Genomic DNA, 16,403 nt, shown 5'->3' with positions numbered 1-16,403 from the left:
GGCTCGGCGCCGGACATCGCCGGCAAGGGCATTGCCAACCCGATCGCGATGATCGCGTCGTTTGCCATGTGCCTGCGCTACTCCTTCAACCTCGTGAAGGAAGCCGACAATCTCGAAAAGGCGATCGCCAACGTGCTCGACCAGGGCATTCGCACCGGCGACATCATGGCCGAAGGGGCGAAGAAGGTCGGCACGACCGAAATGGGCGACGCCATCCTCGCCGAGTTCAAGGCGCTCTCGGCTTAAGCGACGACCGATCCCGAACGGCGTCACACTGACGCCAACAGGCCTACGAAAACAGACACCTCCGGAGCGCATCCGGAGGTGTTTTGCGTTTCACGGCCCTGTGGGAAAGCGGCGGCTCAAATCGTGATGCCGCCGTCGATGTTGATGGCCTGGCCGGTGATGAAGGCGGCCTCGTCCGAGGCGAGGAAGGCGCAGATGGCGGCGACCTCTTCCACCGTGCCGAAGCGGCCGGCCGGCTGGCGGCTGATGAAGGACCGGTAGGCCTCGTCCCGGCTTCCAAGCTTTTCGCCGAGTTCGCCGATGCGCTCTTCCAGGGAGGGCGAAGCGACAGTGCCGGGGCAGACCGAATTGCAGCGGATGCCCTGAGAAACGTAGTCAGCAGCCACCGCCTTGGTGAGACCGATGACGCCACCCTTGGCAGCACCATAGGCGGCACGCCGCGGGAAACCCTTGATCGAGGAGGCAACCGATCCGATGGTGATGATGCTGCCGCCATTGGCCTTCATCTTGGGGGTTGCGCCGGCGATGACGTTATAGGCGCTGTCGAGCGTGATGTTCACCGAGCGCCGCCAGTCGGCGGGCGAGCATTCCTCGATTGTGCCCTGATGCACGTAGCCGACCGCATGCACGAGGATATCGACCCGATCGAAGGCTTCGAAATAAGCGCTGACGGCCCCGTGATCCGTTGCATCGAGCCGCGTCGTCGTGGCCCCTTCGAGGGTGGCGAGCAGCTCGGCATTGATGTCGCTGGCGTGGACCACAGCACCGTCGGCCAACAGTCGTTCGGCAACCGCGCGGCCGATGCCCTGGCCGGCCGCGGTGACCACGGCGACGCGCCCGGCCAATCGTCCCGACTTTTCCTTCATGGTGAGATCCTTCCACATGTCTAGAGGGATTGAACGACCTGGCGCTGGCGGCCGAGGCCATCGATACCAAGTTCCACCACGTCACCGGGCTTCAGGTAGCGCGGCGGTTTCTTGCCCATGCCGACACCCGGCGGCGTGCCGGTGCAGATGAGATCGCCCGGCTCCAGCACGCAGAACTCGCTCATGTAGGAGACGATGGTCGCGACATCGACGATCATGCGGGCGGTCGTGCCCGCCTGCATGCGCTCGCCGTTGATGTCGAGCCACATGGACAGCGCCTGCGGATCCGGCACTTCGTCGCGGGTCACAAGCCAGGGCCCCGTCGGGCAGAAATTCGGGAAGCTCTTGCCCTTCACCCACTGGCCGCCGCGCTCCATCTGCCAGGCACGTTCGGAGACATCGTTGACGATCGTGTAGCCGAGGACATGGTCCATAGCCTCGGCGCGCGATACGTTGAGCGCCCGCTTGCCGATGACGATGCCGAGCTCGACCTCCCAGTCCAGCTTCGACATTTTCTCGGAGTGGAGAAGCGGCGCGTTCGGGCCGCAATAGGTGCCGGCCGCCTTGTTGAAGAGGATCGGTTCGGACGGCACTGGCAGTCCCGCCTCTTCCGCATGGTCGGAGTAGTTGAGGCCGACGCACCAGATCGTACCGGGCCTTGCGACAGGCGGCAGGATGTCCGCATCGACCACCGGCATCACAGGGAGCGCCGCGAAATCGGCGCCGGAGAGCACTGCCAAGACACCAGGCAAAGTCTCCGCCGCGAAGTCCTTAACGAGCGAAGACACGTCCCGCGCCTTGCCCTCGCCATCGAGGATGCAGGGCACGGCGGAGCCGTCGACGGTGAGACGCAACAATTTCATTCTCTTGGCCTTTCAGTTGCAAATAGCTGGGCGAGCGACGGCTCAGCCGACCGGAGCGGCTTCGACGGAAAGCCGATAGCGAGTGGTGAAAGCTTGATCGGGTTCGAAGGCAATCGCCGTCGCAACGCCCGATGCCGCGATTGGATTGTCGGACGTGGAGACCGCCGGCCCGAGATCGAAGGTGGAAGCGATCGGCTCGACGCCGAGCGCCACGTGTCGCCCGTTCCAGGGATAGGCCTTGCGTCCGCGGTTGCTGAACCAGAGCAGAAGGCTCGGAAAATGTTCCTTCTGCCAGCTCAGCCGCGCGCGAAACCCCTCGTCGCGGTAGTGGAGCGTAAGGCCACCATCGATACCCGTGAGCTGCAGCAGGTCCTCGGTCTCTTCGACGAGCGGCACTTGAGACGCGTCGATGGTCACACCGCGACGCGTCTCGACCTTGCCGAGCGACGGCCACTGCCGCTCAGGCGAGAACAGAGCCGCGCCCGGTTCGACATCGCCGGGAAAACTCCAGACTTGATCATAGGTACCGGGTTCGATCGCTACCGAACCGGAGCGGCCCGAGAGCCGGAATGTCGGGTGCAGGCCGATCGGCAGGCGGCACGGGCGCCGTGCTTCGATCTCCAGGGTGATGTCGACGGCGGCCGCGTAGGGGTCCGGCACGACCTGCCGGCGAAGCAAGCGGATCGGATGGTTCTCCGGATAACGGCACTCCATCGTTATCTGGCGGTCGTCGCAGGCGCCCCACGCCCAATGGGCGTTGGAACTATGGCCATGCGGCACGGCGGCGCCGGCGAAACTCTCACCGTCTACGAACCAGCCTGCAGGAAGCGTGCGGTCCGTGTCGCTGCCGAAAGGCACGCAGGGCCACTCGCCACGCAATTCTTTCAAAATTTCCGGCAGTGTCTCGCGCTCGGGGTCCTTGCCCCAGGGCGCAACGTGCAAGGGGCTGACCTGGCGCCCATCCGGCAGCAGGAACAGCGTCGGGCCGAGCATGCCGCCGAGCGACTGCACCGAGAGGCAGCCATGCGCCCAGGCAAGGGCGCGCCGCGTGGTCTCCGCGCTCACCGGCTTGCCACCCCGAACCGGTTTTCCGGCATTCCGGGTACTTCGACGCGCATGGCATAGAGGCTGCCGGCGAGACGCTCGGCTGGCCCTCCCCCGGCCGTGGTGATGTAGAGCGTCTTCAGGTCGGCACCGCCGAAGGTGCAGGTGGTGATGTTGGTGACCGGCATATCGATCGCCTCGGCAAGGCTGCCATCGGCCGCAACCCGAGCAATGCAGCTTCCGCCATAGCGGCAGTTCCAGAGAAAGCCTTCGCTGTCGATCGCGGAACCGTCGGGCGAGCCGCGGTCGAAACGCGTGAAGAAGTGCCGTTCACCGGAGATCGCCCCCGCCTTCGCATCATAGTCGAAGGCGTAGATCTCGTTGGCCAGCGTATCGCCGAAATAGAAGGTGGTTCGATCCGGGCTCCAGCAGAGCGTGTTGGAAATCCCAAGGCCGGCCCGCCATTCGGTGACGGCACCGTCCGGCGCGATCCGGTAGAGGATGCCTTCGCCCGGCGCAACGTCGCCAAGCTGACCATCCGGAAGGACGTTGTTCTTCATCGAGCCGACCCAGAAATTTCCGACTGGATCGGCGCGACCGTCATTCAGGCGGACGCGTGGGGCGCCGGGCAAGGCAAAGCCGTGGTCCTGCCGCCGGTCGGTTTCCGGCCACCACCAGATGAGCTTCGAACCGAGAGCGACGAGCAGGCGACCGGCTTCGTCTGTCAGCGAGATCGCCACCACCGGCTCCTCAAACAGCCACGTCCTGACCGCGCACGTCGCCTCGTCATAACGGTGGATCAGAAAGCGGTTGATGTCGGTCCAGTAGACCGCCGCCTCGTCCGCCGACCACACGGCACCCTCGCCGCAGCGGTCGCCGACGGGTGCGACACAGACAAGCTCACGGGCCATCTCCGCCTCCTATTCCGCTGCGATGCTTGTCGGGATCGAGCGCGAGGGTCCGAGCGCCTCGGCGTTCTGCACCAGTGCCTTCATGTAGCCGAGCGCGAAGGCCTTGCCGGCGTGCCAGGAGGCGCCGCAGGTCATGGCCGGCGTATGGTCGGGGATCATCACGCCCTGGTAGTTTTCGTCGCGCAGGATGCGGATGATCTCCGCCATGTCGATATCGCCCTCGTCGACGAAGGTCTCGACATAACGCGGCATCTTTCCGCGCACGTTGCGGAAGTGGATGTAGCCGATGCGTCCCGAACGGGCGAAGCGGCGGACATGCTCGTAGATGTCGCCGCCCGGCATCTCCTGCAGTGAGCCGAGGCAAAGTTCGAGCCCGTTCGACGGCGAGTCAACGATTGACATCAGCCGATCGTATTTCTCCGGACGGTTGACGAGCCGCGCCGTGCCGCGCAGTTCCTCGGCCGGCGGATCGTCCGGGTGGGCACCGAGCACGACGCCCGCCTCCTCGGCGACCGGGACGACCTCCTTCAGGAAGTGGCTGAGGCGCTCCCACAGATCCGCCGAACTGACGGAAACGGAGGCAGCGCCGGCGACGCCGCGACGATAGCGCATGTTCCAGATCATGCCGTCCGGGATCGGCGCATCCGGGCTTGGGGCGATGCTGTTTTCGACGCCGAAGCCGACGGATTCGGCGCCGCCTCGGGCATAGGGTCCACGGGTCCAGCCATAGACGCCGGCAAGCGAGAAATTGTAGCCGATGCAGGGGATGCCGGCTCGGCCGGCGTCGCGAATGAGCTGCTTCAGCCCCTCGATCTGCTGGGCGCGCTCAGGCCCGTCGAGCAGCACGTCGTGCCAGAAGCGCGGCGAGAAGTTCTCGATCGCCGCCACTTCCAGCCCACCGGCCCGCACGTCCTTCACCAGCGCCGACAGCTCTTCGTAAGTCCAGAGACGGTCACCGGAGCAATCACCCCAGCCGCCGTGGTCGCCACTGTCGATCTTTGGATCTTTGCCGGCGAAATAGTTGGTGAGATGCGCGACCACATGGGTCGCGCCCGCCTGCAAGGCAAACTGAAAGTTATCCGGGGTGAGTTGCTCCCGGTAGAGCCCAAGGCCGATTTTCATCTTGTCGTTTCCTGTCCGATTATTTGACGCCGATGCCGGCAGTGAGGCCGCCGTCGATGCGGAAGTCCGAGCCCGTAACGAAGGCGGCGCGATCCGAGGCGAGATAAGCGACCAGCTCGGCCACCTCCTCCGGCTCGCCGATGCGGCCGATCGGATGCGCAGCGCCGAAGCGCGCAAAGGCTTCCGCTTCGCTCACGCCCTCGCCGCCATAGGTGCGTGCCGCGAGCGCCAGCAGCGGCGTGCGCACCGAGCCGGGGCTGACCGAATTGACCCGCACCTTGGCGGCCGCATGGTCGAGCGCCATGGCCCGGGTCAGCGCATGGATCGCCCCCTTGGAAGCGACGTAGGCCGCGACGTTCTGCTGGCAGGCGTGGCCCTGCACCGAGGAGATGTTGACGATCGCGCCGCCGCCGCGCTTCATCATTTCGGGAATGCCGAAGCGGCCGGTGAGATAGATCGAGCCGACATTGACCGACAGGCAGCGCGCAAAGGTCTCGGCGCTGGTGTCAAGCACCGTGCCATAGGGATGGACGGCGGCGGCGTTGACGACGATGTCCAGTCCGCCATGGCGAAGCACCGCCTCGCGCACGGCCGCCTCAACCTCTGCTTCCACGGCGACGTCCGTCAGTCGGGTCGACATCGGCAAGTCGCGCTCTTTGGCTATGCGGTCGAAGATCTCGTTGGTGGCGACATCGTTGCCACAGGCAAGCACGGTCGCGCCCGACGAGGCAAGTCGGATCGCCGAGGCAAGCCCGATGCCGGACGTGCCGGTGACCAGCGCGATTTTTCCCTTGAATTCAGTCATGATTGTCTCCGCGATGGATCGCGATGATCCAGGCCTGCGTCGACCCGAGATCATGAGCGTGATCGTTAGTCATAAGGGGAGCGGGATGCGGACACCCCGCGCCGGTCTCAGCGCACCCGTTCCAGAACCTGGTTCAGGAGCACGGCGCCAAGGATGATCCCGCCGCGCACGACGTATTGCCAATATTCGCTGACATTCATCAGCGTCATGCCGTTGGAGATGCAGCCGAGGAACAACACCCCTATCAGCGTGCCCCAGATGCGGCCCTTGCCACCGAAGAGCGAGGTGCCACCGATGATCACGGCCGCGATCACGTCGAGCTCCATGCCGGTCGCCGTCGTCCCGGTGCCGGCCCCGATCTGCGAGGCGATCAGCGTGCCGGAGACGGCGGTGAGCGCGCCCGTCAGCCCCAGCGTCAGCGCCTTCACCTTCCAGATGTCGATGCCGGAGAGGCGTGCCGCCTCCATGTTGCCGCCGACGGCATAAACCTCGCGGCCGAAGCTCGTGTACTTCATCAGGAAGTGCATGGCCGCGAAGGTCAGCGCGAAGATGTAGACCGGGAACGGGATGCCGAAGAGGTAACCGCCGCCAAGGAAATCGAAACCGAATGGGAAGGACGACATCGGGAAGCCGCCGGTGATCAAATTGGCGACACCGCGAAGTGCTGCGAAAAGCGCCAGCGTGGTGATGAAGGTCGGCACGTTGAACCACTGCCGGAAACGGCCGGTGAGATAGCCGAGCGAGAAGCCGAGCAGCAACGCGGCGGCAAAACCCACCGTGACCGCGCCCCAGTCGCCGAAGACATCGGTGAAGCGATCGGCAAACCAGGCGACGATGCAGCCGGCAAGTGCAGCACCCGCACCGACGGAGAGATCGATCTCGCCGCTGATGATGACCGCCGTCATGCCGAAGGCGATGATGCCGAGCATCGAGACCGTGCGCAGCACGTTCAAGACGTTGCTGGTGGAGGCAAAGCCCGGTGCGACGAAGATCAGGAAAATCACCAAAGCGGCGAGAATGATCTCCATCGGGTAGGTCTTGAGGAATTTGAGCGGCGTATTCTGCCCGCCGCCTTCCGTGGTCTGGCTTACGAGTGTCATTGCTTGGCCCCTTCCATGCACAGGCCGTAAAGTTCGGTCAGGTCGGTTTTCGTCGGATCCACCTCGGCGACGACGGCGCCGTGATGCATGACGAGGATGCGATCGGCGACTTCCAGCACCTCCTCGAGTTCCGTCGAGACGAAGAGGCTGGCGAGACCGTCGGCCGCCTTCTGCCAGATGATGTCGAAGATCTGGCGCTTGGCCTGAACGTCGACGCCGCGGCTCGGCTCGTCGAAGAACATCACCGACGGCTGCCGGTTCAGCCACTTGCCGATCACCACCTTCTGCTGGTTGCCGCCCGACAGCGACGACACTGGCAGTTCCGGATCGCCGCACTTGATGTGCAGATCGGCGATCTGGCGGCGCACATGCGGCTGTTCGCGCCGGCGCGAGATGAAGCCCCTGTTGGAGATCGGGCCGAGGCTCGCCATGCAGAGATTGTCGGCGGTCGAAAGCGACTGCACCAGGCCGACCTCCTTGCGATTTTCCGGCGTGTAGCCGAGCCCCGCCTTGCGCATGTCGCGAGGGCTCGCGCCGGTCATGTCGCGACCATCGAATGTGACCCTACCACCATCGATCCGATCGGCGCCGAAGATCGCCCGCATCAGCTCCGTGCGCCCGGCGCCGAGCAGGCCGGCAATGCCGAGGATTTCGCCGGGATAGAGATCGAAAGAAACATTCTGAAAATGCCCCGAGCGGCTGAGATCGCGCACTTCGAGCACCGGCCTGGTGCGATCGAGCGTGCGCCGTGGCGGACGCGTCGCACGGGCGGCATCGCCGAACATCATGCCGACGATCGCCGACGGCGTCGTCGCCTTCATCTCGACGGCGCCGATATAGTGACCGTCGCGGATCACCGTGCAGGTGTCGGCGATCTCGAAAAGCTCGCTCATCCGGTGGGTGATGTAGATCATCGTCACGCCGCGGGCGCGCAGCCGCTCGATCAGCGCGAAGAGCTGCTTGACCTCGCGCGACGCCAGCGCAGAGGTCGGCTCGTCGAGCAGCAGGATCGACGGGTTGAAGGACATCGCCTTGACGATCTCCACCACCTGCTGCTGGCCGACGCTGAGCGCCGAAACAGGCTGGCGGGAGTCGATCGCAAGCCCCATGTCGGCGAGCAACTCGCCGGCGCGGCGGTGCAAGCCCGCCCAGTCGACGACGCTGAAGCCGGCGCGGCGGCGATGCGGCAGCCGGCCGAGAAAGATGTTCTCGCCGACGGAAAGCTCCGGCACCAGCGAAAGCTCCTGGTGCACGGTGACGATGCCGGCGGCAAACGCATCGTGCGGCGAGGTGAAATGGCGATCCTCGCCATTCACGCTGATCGTGCCGGATGTCGGCTCGGTGACGCCGGCGAGAAGCTTGACGAGCGTCGACTTGCCCGAGCCGTTCTTGCCCATCAGGGCATGCACCTGGCCGGGGGCGAAGCTGTGGGTGAATTCCGAGAGGGCGACAGTCGGGCCGTAACGCTTGGTCACGGCCCGAAAGTCCAGCCGTCCCTGCACCCCTTGCAACGCGGCTGAACTCGGTTGCGAATAGCTCATGCGGATTTCCTGCTGTGCAAGACGAGGGAGTGGCGGGCGCGATGTCCCGCCGCTCGGCTGACGTCAGAACCCAATCACTTCAGGGCCTTCAGGCCTTCCTTGTAGGCGGCGACGGCCTGCGTATCGGCGCGTGTCAGAGGCAGCACCGGCACGTTGACCTTGGTCTCGATCTTCTTGCCGTCGAGCAGGTTCTGCGCCGCTTCGATCGCCTGCTTGCCGACTTCGAGCGGCTGCTGCGCGGTCGTTGCCTGAAGCACGTTGTCGGAGTTCAAGAGCATGTTGGCGAGCTGCTCGGAACCGTCGGTGCCGAACACGAAGACCTTGCCTTCGAGGCCTGCCTTCTTGACCGCCTGTACGGCGCCGATCGTGCCGCCCTCGTTGGCGGCGTAGATCACCTGGATATCGGGATTGGCAGTCAGCATGTCGCTGGCGACGGCCAGCGCCTTTTCGGCAAGCCAGGCGTCCTGCTGGGCGACGATATCAACCTGATCATTGACGACGCTCAGGAACCCGTCGACGCGGGCGTTCGACTGTTCGGGCAGGAGCGCCTTGAAGGCAAGCGTGCCGATCTTGACCTTGCCGCCGTTGCCGAGCGTCTTCAGGAAGTCGGTCGCCGCCTTGCCGGTGCCGATGCCGATATCGCGGTCCGAGCTCGTTACCGTCGCTTGGGCGACATCGCCATTGGCCGAGGTGCCGTAAGTGACGACCGTGATGCCGGCGTCACGTGCCTTCTTCAGCGCCGGCACCGAGGCATCGGCCGAGAGCGGCGCCACAACGATCGAGTTCACGCCGCGGGCAATGTAGGTGTCGATCAGTTGCGCTTCCTTCTCCAGCTTGCTGTCGCTGTTACCGGCAAGAAGCTCGTCGCCGGCAGCTTCCGCCGCCTTTTCCATGCCGATCTGGATGCCGCGGAAATACTGGTCCTGCTGGAACACGATGCCGGCGATCGCCTTGCCGCCAGCAAATGCCGCGCCCGGTGCGAAGCTGACGGTGGCAAGCAGCGCTGCAAGCGCCAGACGTTTCATGTTGGTCATATTGGTTCTCCTCCCAAGTGCCCTGTTCGTGCCGCCGGATCAACGGGCGAAAATCCGGCAAATGGTGGCCCGCACCGCCTGAAGCGCGGTCGGGCCAAATCTCCAAAAATGTTATCGTGGCTGCAGGCCGCCCGGCGGGGCATCGACGAAGCGAATGCCGAACTCCAGATGACGGCTCATCAGGTAGACATAGGCGATCCGGTCGCGGGCCCTCAGCGCCCGAATGATCTCGGCATGCGCCTCGAAGGTCGCCGCGTGCACCGGGCGCTCGGCCTTGCCGAGACGCATGACTTCCTCGATCACCGAACGCAGCATGTGGTAGGCGGCGAGCGTCGTGCGGTTGCCCGAGAGTTCGACGATCGCCGAGTGGAACTCATAATCGCACTGTGCCGCCGCTTCGACGCTCTCGGCCTCCAGAATGCGGGCATTGATCGCATCCAGCCGGTCGAAATCAGCGTCGCTGGCCGTCAGGATGATGTGTTCGCCGACACCGGTTTCGATAATGCGGCGGAAGCCCTGCAGGTCATGAAACGAGTCCGGCGAGATACCGTTATGGAAGGCAAAGAGCCGGCGGATCGCCTCGCCATGGCCGCCGCTGATGACGGCGCCCACCTTCGGGCGGGTCTCGACCATGCCATAGGCGCGCAGCACCTGCAGCGCCTCGCGCACGGTGTTGCGGCCAGCCTGGAACTGTTCGCCGAGATCACGCTCGGTCGGCAGCGCGTCGCCGATACCGAGGCCGCGCTCGGAGATCATGTCGCGAATCTGCTCGACTAGGCGATCGACGGCCGAGGTCTTTCCCGGCTCCACGGCCTCGACGCCCGACAATGCCTCTTCCCGTACCGAACTGCTCACTCACCATCCTCCCTGCGATGTTTTATTTGTTGGTCCAGATTGCGGTTTCCGTCAAGTGAAAATTTGAGGACTTCGGGATAAGCGATGATTTTCGCGCGAATTCGTCGTTTCAAGGCTTGAATTGTTGGACCAATGGGACATTATTGTCGGGCGTGGTCCAACAATAGCCACGGAAGCGGGTAGGAGTTCTGCATGAGACTGATGGAAGAGTGCTTTCGCTGGTATGGGCCAAACGATCCGGTGCCGCTCGGCCACATCCGGCAGGCGGGCGCCACGGGGATCGTCTCGGCGCTGCACCACATCTACGACGGTTCGCCCTGGTCCGATGAAGCAATCCTGGAGCAGAAGGCGCTGATCGAAGCGGCCGGCATGCGCTGGAGCGTCGTCGAGAGCATTCCGGTGCACAACTCGATCAAGCTCGCGACATCAGAAAGCGCCCGCTATATCGGCTGGTACAAGGATACGCTTCGCGCCCTGGCGCGCTCGGGCATCAGCATCGTCTGCTACAATTTCATGCCGGTGGTCGACTGGACGCGCACGGAGCTGATGCAGCCCCTGCCGAACGGCGGCTATGCGCTGCGCTTCGATGCGGTCGACTTTGCCGCCTACGATCTCTTCGTGCTCAAGCGTCCGCATGTGGAGGACAGCTACTCAGAGCAGCAGATCGCCGCCGCCCGCCAGCGTTTCGACGAGATGGACCAGGCGAAAATCGACCGGATCGAGCGCAATCTGATTGCCGGTCTTCCGGCGACCGAGCGCCAATTCAACCGGGCGAGTTTCCTCGCAGCCCTCTCGGAATATGACGGCGTCACCGCCGACTCCCTGCACGCCAACCTGGCGCGGTTCCTCAGGGAGATCGTGCCGGTCGCCGAGGAAGTCGGTATCCGGCTCTGTATCCACCCGGATGACCCTGCCTTTTCCCTCTACGGTCTGCCGCGCATCGTCTCCACGCCGGCCGACGTCAGGCGCATCCTCGCCGCCGTCGGCAGTCCGGCCAATGGCATCACCTTCTGCACCGGCTCCTACGGCACGCGCGCCGAAAACGATCTGCCGGCCATGGTGCGCGAGTTCGGCCCGCGCATCCACTTCGCCCACCTGCGCAATGTCCAACGCGAGGATGACGGCTCGTTCTACGAAGCCGACCATCTCGGCGGATCGAGCGATATGCCGGCGGTGATCCTGGCGCTGATGCAGGAGCAGGAGCGCCGCGTCCGCGAGGGGCGCGCCGACTGGCAGATCCCGCTTCGGCCCGACCACGGGCATCTCCTTGCCGACGACATCGGCAAGGAGCGCATCAACCCCGGCTATTCGCTGATCGGGCGCTTGAAGGGTCTCGCAGAAATCAGAGGCGTCATGCAGGGCATCGCGACCGCCATAGCGCACAAGGCCTGAGGGAAGACATGAAACATTTTGAAGACGATACCGAACTCTTTGCCGCCATGCGCAGCCGGCTGTTCACGGCCGTGGTCGGCGACATTCTCGACACGATGGGCCTGCAGCACCAGTTCCTGCCGCCGCAGATCAAGGCACTGCGCGACGACATGGTCGCAGTCGGGCGGGCGATGCCGGTGCTCGAGGCCGATTTCTTCGCGACGGCGGAAGCCGGCGGTCATTCGGAATTCAGCGCCAAGCCCTTCGGCCTGATGTTCCATGCGCTCGACAGCCTGAAGGAAAACGAGATCTACGTCTGCTCCGGCTCCTCGCCGCGCTATGCCGTCTGGGGCGAACTGATGTCGACGCGGGCGCTGAAGCTGAAGGCTGCGGGTGCGATTTGCGATGGCTACTGCCGTGACAGCGCCGGCATTCTTGCGCTCGATTTCCCGACCTTCTGCTACGGATCCTACGCACAAGACCAGGGACCACGCGGCAAGGTCGTCGACTACGGCATCCCGATCGAGATCGGCGGCATCCGCATCCGGCCGGGCGATATCCTCTTCGGCGACCGCGACGGCGTGCTCGTCATTCCGCGCGAGGCCGAGCGGGAAGCGATCGCGCTGGCGCTGGAAAAGGCCGAAACCGAAAGCAAGGTGCGCCTGGCGATCGAAGCCGGCATGAGCACCGTCGAGGCGTTCGAACGCTTCGGCGTCATGTGACCCAAGCAGGTGAGGCCCGGGAGCCGGCGCCTCACCGCAACCGGCTGAGATCCACGGGACGGTTGTTGATGATCGCCTCCATGGAGAAGAAGCCTGTGACCGTGGCGAGATCGAAGTTCGTGATGAGCTTCTGATAGAAGGCGTCGTAGCCGCCCATGCCACGGGTCACCACCTTGATCAGATAGTCCCAGTCCCCGCCGATCCTGTAGAAGTCGATCACTTCCGGCAGCCGCTCGACATGCTGGCGGAATCCGTCACTCCACTCCTTGGAGTGATGACGCGTGCGGATCATGACGATCACCGTCAGATCCAGCCCCAAGGCACTGAGATCGATGTCGCAGTGCGAACCCCGGATCATGCCGATCGATTGCAAGCGCTGCAGGCGCCGCCAGCAGGCATTTTGCGACAGTCCCACCCTCTCGGCCAACTCACGCTGCGAGAGGCTCGAATCCTTTTGCAGCAACGTCATGATCTTCATATCAAAACTATCGATTTTTGATGTTTCGTCGATCATTTGACCCAATGTGGCGCCGCTGCTGCAGGAAGATAGGTGAATTTTTTGACCATGAAGGGGAATATAATCGCTGTCAATGTTCGCTCCGAGGAGTCAGCGAGATGATTGCCCCCGCCGTCCACCACCAGCCCTGCGAGACCCTTACACCCCTCGCCCGTTTCCGTCAGGCTTTGAACGGCCCGGGCGTGGTTGCCAACCTGCGCGACGATCTCGTCGGCGCGAAGGCGCAGATCGCCGGTCCCTATGGCATGAAGGCGCTCGTCTATGCCGACTATGTCGCTTCCGGCCGGGCACTGCGCGTGATCGAAAACTTCGTGCTCGACGAGGTCCTGCCCTACTACGCCAACAGCCATACGGAAGCCTCCTATTGCGGGGGCTTCATGACCCGGATGCGCCGTGAAGCGCGCGCTCTGATCGGCGAATTCTGCGGCGCGACGGCTGACCATGCGGTCATCTTCACCGGCTCCGGCGCGACCTCCGGCATCAACCGACTCGTCAAGCTGTTCGGCGTTGCCGAAACCGTGGCGGCAGGAAAGCACGTCCGGGTCATCATCGGCCCCTATGAGCACCATTCCAACATTCTGCCCTGGCGCGAGAGCGGCGCCGAAATCGTCGAACTCGCCGAATGCGCATCGGGCGGACCGGACCTCGGCGGTCTCCAACGGGCGCTCCGCCTTGGCGAAACTGATCTCACCATCTGCACCCTCTCGGCTGGGTCGAACATCACCGGCATTACCAGTGACGTGGCCACGATCACCAGGATGGTCAAAACCGCCGGCGCGAAGATGATCTGGGACTATGCCGGCGCCGGCCCCTATGTTCCGATTGCCATGTCTCCTGTTTCAGGTGCCGAGATCGACGCGATCGTCGTCTCGCCGCACAAGTTCATCGGTGGCCCGGGCGCCTCCGGCATCCTGATCGTTCGCCGCGACGGCGTCACGACCGACAAGCCGACCTGGCCGGGCGGCGGCACTGTGAAATTCGTCTCGCCTGATACCCACGACTACAGCGCCAACCTCGAGGCCCGCGAGGAAGCCGGTACGCCGAATGTCGTTGGCGACATCCGCGCGGCCCTTGCCTTCATCGTCAAGCATGCGATCGGCCTTGAGCAGATGGGACGCCGCAACCGCGAGCTGGCGAAACAGGCGTTTGCCGCCTGGAAGGCCATCCCGCAGCTGGAGCTGCTCGGCCTGCAGGAGCCGGATCGTCTGCCGATCTTCTCCTTCCGCATCCGCAATGGCAAAGGTGGCTACGTCCACCAGCAGCTCGTCACCCGCATGCTGAGCGACCGCTTCGGCATCCAGGCGCGCGGCGGATGCGCCTGCGCCGGGCCTTACGTTCACCGGCTGCTGTCGATCGATCCCGAACACTCCGAGCAGATCCGCCAGGCGATCCTCGCCGGCGAGGAAATCGAGAAGCCGGGCTTCACGCGGCTAAACTTCAGCGTCCTGCTTTCGGAAGAGAAGGTGAAATACATCCTCGATTGCGTCACGCAGCTGGCCGTGGACGCGCCCAGTTTCGAAGCCGACTACGATTTTGACCCCGCCCGCGCGATCTTCTTTCCGTGTGCAACGGCTGAGGAGGCTCTCGCCTATGCATAAGCCTGATGTTACCGGCTTCTACGATCCCCGCACCGGCAGCATCCAATATGTCGTCGCCGATCCGGCGACCGGCAAATGCGCGATCATCGACCCGGTGCTCGATTTCGACGAAAAGTCGGGCTCGACCGGCACGCGCAATGCCGATGCGATCCTCGATCATATCGCGGCCAAGGGGCTGACCGCAGAGTGGATCCTCGACACCCATCCCCACGCCGACCATTTCTCGGCGGCGCGCTATCTGAAAGCGAAGACCGGCGCGCCGACGGCGATCGGCGAGCATGTGAAGGGCGTGCAGCGGATCTGGAAGACGATCTACAACTGGCCGGATTTCGCCTGCGACGGCTCGCAATGGGACCGGCTGTTTGTTGACGGCGAGAGCTTCCGCATCGGTGAACTCAAGGCGCGCGTCATCCATTCGCCCGGACATACGCTCGCCTCGATCTCCTATGTGATCGGCGACGCTGCCTTCATCCACGACACACTGTTCATGCCCGACAGCGGCTCCGCCCGCGCCGATTTTCCGGGCGGCAGTGCTGCCGATCTCTGGCGCTCGATCCAGGCCATTCTGGCGCTGCCGGACGAAACCCGGCTCTTTACCGGTCACGACTATCGCCCTGGCGGCCGCGAGGCGCGCTGGGAAAGCACGGTCGCCGAGCAGAGGGCCGCGAACCCGCACATCGCCGGCAAGACCGAGGCCGATTTCGTCAACCTGCGCGAGGCACGCGACCGCACCCTGCCGATGCCCAAGCTCATCCTGCATGCGCTGCAGGTGAACGTGCGCGGCGGCGAGCTTCCGGCCGCCGAGGACAATGGCCGGCGTTACCTGAAGATACCGCTCGACGCGCTTCCCGGCTCGGTCTGGGGGTAGGGGCATCGTGGTGGATCCCTTCCAGCAGATGTTGCTTGCGATCGGCTCCGGTTCGCTCACCGGCTTCACGCTCGGCCTGATCGGCGGCGGCGGCTCGATCCTCGCGACGCCGCTCCTGATCTATGTCGTCGGCATCCGCGACGTGCACACCGCGCTCGGCACCGGCGCGCTCGCGGTTTCGGCCAACGCCTACCTCAACCTGATCAGCCACGCGCTTCGCGGCCATCTCTGGTGGCGCTGCGCGCTGATCTTCACCGTTGCCGGCTCGCTCGGCGCCTTTTTCGGCTCCAGCCTCGGCAAACTGATCGACGGCCAGCGGCTGCTGTTCCTCTTCGGCCTGGTGATGATGTTCGTCAGCTTCGCCATGCGGAAGGTCAAATGCGACACGGCGGCAACACCCCAGTCGCTTTCGCTAGGGACGCATGGCAAGACCGGCCTGACGGCCCTTTTGACCGGTACCTGTTCCGGCTTTTTCGGCATCGGCGGCGGTTTCCTCATCGTTCCCGGATTGCTGTTTGCGACCGGCATGCCGCTGATCAATGCGGTCGGCACATCGCTTCTCGCCGTCGGCACCTTCGGCCTGACGACGGCGATCAACTACGCAGCCTCGGGATTGGTGGATTGGCGCATCGCCGGCTACTTCATCGCCGGCGGCATTGGTGGCGGCATTGTCGGCACCATCATCTCCAGCCGGCTCTCCACCCACCGTGACGCGCTGACGCAGATCTTCCGCGGCATCATCTTTTCCGTCAGCCTCTATGTGCTCTGGCGCAGCTACATAGCACCATGACGACTGAACCCTGATGGCGATCGCATCGCTCGCGACTTGGTGACATGCGAGGGTGAGCAGCGAGAAAAGCTAACGCGCGGATAGCCTGCGGCCCCTAGCCATTCCCCAAGACCCCCTTGGCCGAAAACGTTCGATGGCTGTCTGATATCA

17 protein-coding genes are annotated in these 16,403 nt (G+C 64.3%); 6 read left to right on the top strand and 11 right to left on the bottom strand.

Going from position 1 to position 16,403, the window contains the following annotated elements; genetic code table 11:
• A partial coding sequence (locus AB4Z53_RS25010) for an isocitrate/isopropylmalate family dehydrogenase (RefSeq protein WP_441598224.1) occupies window positions 1-246 on the top strand: 246 nt, incomplete at its 5' end.
• A gap of 116 nt (window positions 247-362) precedes the next feature.
• Here the strand turns inward: AB4Z53_RS25010 and AB4Z53_RS25005 are convergent.
• The 10 genes from AB4Z53_RS25005 to AB4Z53_RS24960 all read right to left on the bottom strand — a co-directional run bounded on the left by AB4Z53_RS25005 (window position 363) and on the right by AB4Z53_RS24960 (window position 10,387).
• Window positions 363-1,112 (bottom strand): SDR family oxidoreductase, encoded by a 750-nt coding sequence (locus tag AB4Z53_RS25005; protein ID WP_441598222.1) that lies wholly within the window; start codon window positions 1,110-1,112, stop codon window positions 363-365.
• A 20-nt stretch (window positions 1,113-1,132) separates the two neighbouring features.
• Complete coding sequence (locus AB4Z53_RS25000; protein WP_441598220.1) at window positions 1,133-1,975, bottom strand: fumarylacetoacetate hydrolase family protein; 843 nt, start codon at window positions 1,973-1,975, stop codon at window positions 1,133-1,135.
• A gap of 42 nt (window positions 1,976-2,017) precedes the next feature.
• Entirely contained in the window at window positions 2,018-3,040 is a 1,023-nt protein-coding gene (locus tag AB4Z53_RS24995; protein ID WP_441598218.1) for a hypothetical protein, read from the bottom strand.
• A complete protein-coding gene (locus tag AB4Z53_RS24990; protein ID WP_441598216.1) occupies window positions 3,037-3,930 on the bottom strand; it encodes an SMP-30/gluconolactonase/LRE family protein in 894 nt (297 codons plus the stop codon). Before AB4Z53_RS24990 ends, AB4Z53_RS24995 begins: the two co-directional genes overlap by 4 nt.
• Before the next feature lie 9 nt (window positions 3,931-3,939).
• Window positions 3,940-5,052 (bottom strand): mannonate dehydratase, encoded by a 1,113-nt coding sequence (locus tag AB4Z53_RS24985; protein WP_441598214.1) that lies wholly within the window; start codon window positions 5,050-5,052, stop codon window positions 3,940-3,942.
• Window positions 5,053-5,071: 19 nt separating this feature from the next.
• Entirely contained in the window at window positions 5,072-5,857 is a 786-nt protein-coding gene (locus AB4Z53_RS24980) for an SDR family NAD(P)-dependent oxidoreductase (RefSeq protein WP_441598212.1), read from the bottom strand.
• A gap of 107 nt (window positions 5,858-5,964) precedes the next feature.
• Window positions 5,965-6,957: an ABC transporter permease gene (locus AB4Z53_RS24975; RefSeq protein ID WP_441598210.1), complete on the bottom strand. Its 993-nt coding sequence runs from the start codon at window positions 6,955-6,957 to the stop codon at window positions 5,965-5,967.
• The gene (locus AB4Z53_RS24970) at window positions 6,954-8,498 is read right to left on the bottom strand and encodes a sugar ABC transporter ATP-binding protein (protein WP_441598208.1); all 1,545 of its coding nucleotides are present in this window, start codon (window positions 8,496-8,498) and stop codon (window positions 6,954-6,956) included. Before AB4Z53_RS24970 ends, AB4Z53_RS24975 begins: the two co-directional genes overlap by 4 nt.
• A 74-nt stretch (window positions 8,499-8,572) precedes the next feature.
• Window positions 8,573-9,532, bottom strand: a complete 960-nt coding sequence (locus AB4Z53_RS24965) for a substrate-binding domain-containing protein (protein WP_441598206.1) — start codon at window positions 9,530-9,532, stop codon at window positions 8,573-8,575.
• Window positions 9,533-9,643: 111 nt separating this feature from the next.
• Window positions 9,644-10,387 carry a FadR/GntR family transcriptional regulator gene (locus tag AB4Z53_RS24960; RefSeq protein WP_291161419.1) on the bottom strand — a complete coding sequence of 248 codons (744 nt, stop codon included), beginning with the start codon at window positions 10,385-10,387 and terminating at the stop codon, window positions 9,644-9,646.
• A gap of 201 nt (window positions 10,388-10,588) precedes the next feature.
• On the opposite strand from AB4Z53_RS24960, the gene uxuA reads away from it, so the two are divergent.
• Both uxuA and AB4Z53_RS24950 read left to right on the top strand, forming a co-directional pair.
• A complete protein-coding gene (uxuA, locus tag AB4Z53_RS24955; protein ID WP_441598232.1) occupies window positions 10,589-11,779 on the top strand; it encodes a mannonate dehydratase in 1,191 nt (396 codons plus the stop codon).
• A gap of 8 nt (window positions 11,780-11,787) precedes the next feature.
• A complete protein-coding gene (locus AB4Z53_RS24950) occupies window positions 11,788-12,480 on the top strand; it encodes an RraA family protein (RefSeq protein ID WP_113539455.1) in 693 nt (230 codons plus the stop codon).
• A 31-nt stretch (window positions 12,481-12,511) separates the two neighbouring features.
• Here the strand turns inward: AB4Z53_RS24950 and AB4Z53_RS24945 are convergent, their stop codons facing one another.
• Window positions 12,512-12,994 (bottom strand): Lrp/AsnC family transcriptional regulator, encoded by a 483-nt coding sequence (locus AB4Z53_RS24945; RefSeq protein ID WP_113539456.1) that lies wholly within the window; start codon window positions 12,992-12,994, stop codon window positions 12,512-12,514.
• A 101-nt stretch (window positions 12,995-13,095) separates the two neighbouring features.
• Between AB4Z53_RS24945 and AB4Z53_RS24940 the strand changes: the two genes are divergently transcribed.
• From AB4Z53_RS24940 to AB4Z53_RS24930, 3 genes are read left to right on the top strand one after another with little or no spacing between them, the layout of a single operon-like run.
• Window positions 13,096-14,595, top strand: coding sequence for an aminotransferase class V-fold PLP-dependent enzyme (locus AB4Z53_RS24940; protein WP_441598204.1), 1,500 nt, complete (start codon window positions 13,096-13,098; stop codon window positions 14,593-14,595).
• A complete protein-coding gene (locus tag AB4Z53_RS24935) occupies window positions 14,588-15,463 on the top strand; it encodes an MBL fold metallo-hydrolase (RefSeq protein ID WP_441598202.1) in 876 nt (291 codons plus the stop codon). Before AB4Z53_RS24940 ends, AB4Z53_RS24935 begins: the two co-directional genes overlap by 8 nt.
• Before the next feature lie 28 nt (window positions 15,464-15,491).
• Window positions 15,492-16,253 carry a sulfite exporter TauE/SafE family protein gene (locus tag AB4Z53_RS24930; RefSeq protein ID WP_441598230.1) on the top strand — a complete coding sequence of 254 codons (762 nt, stop codon included), beginning with the start codon at window positions 15,492-15,494 and terminating at the stop codon, window positions 16,251-16,253.
• Window positions 16,254-16,403 lie beyond the last annotated feature (150 nt).

It is taken from the genome of Ensifer sp. 2TAB8 (genome assembly GCF_052115125.1).
Classification (GTDB): domain Bacteria; phylum Pseudomonadota; class Alphaproteobacteria; order Rhizobiales; family Rhizobiaceae; genus Ensifer.
Note: the sequence above shows the minus strand (reverse complement) of the source record. Positions and strands in the feature narration are given on the sequence as shown.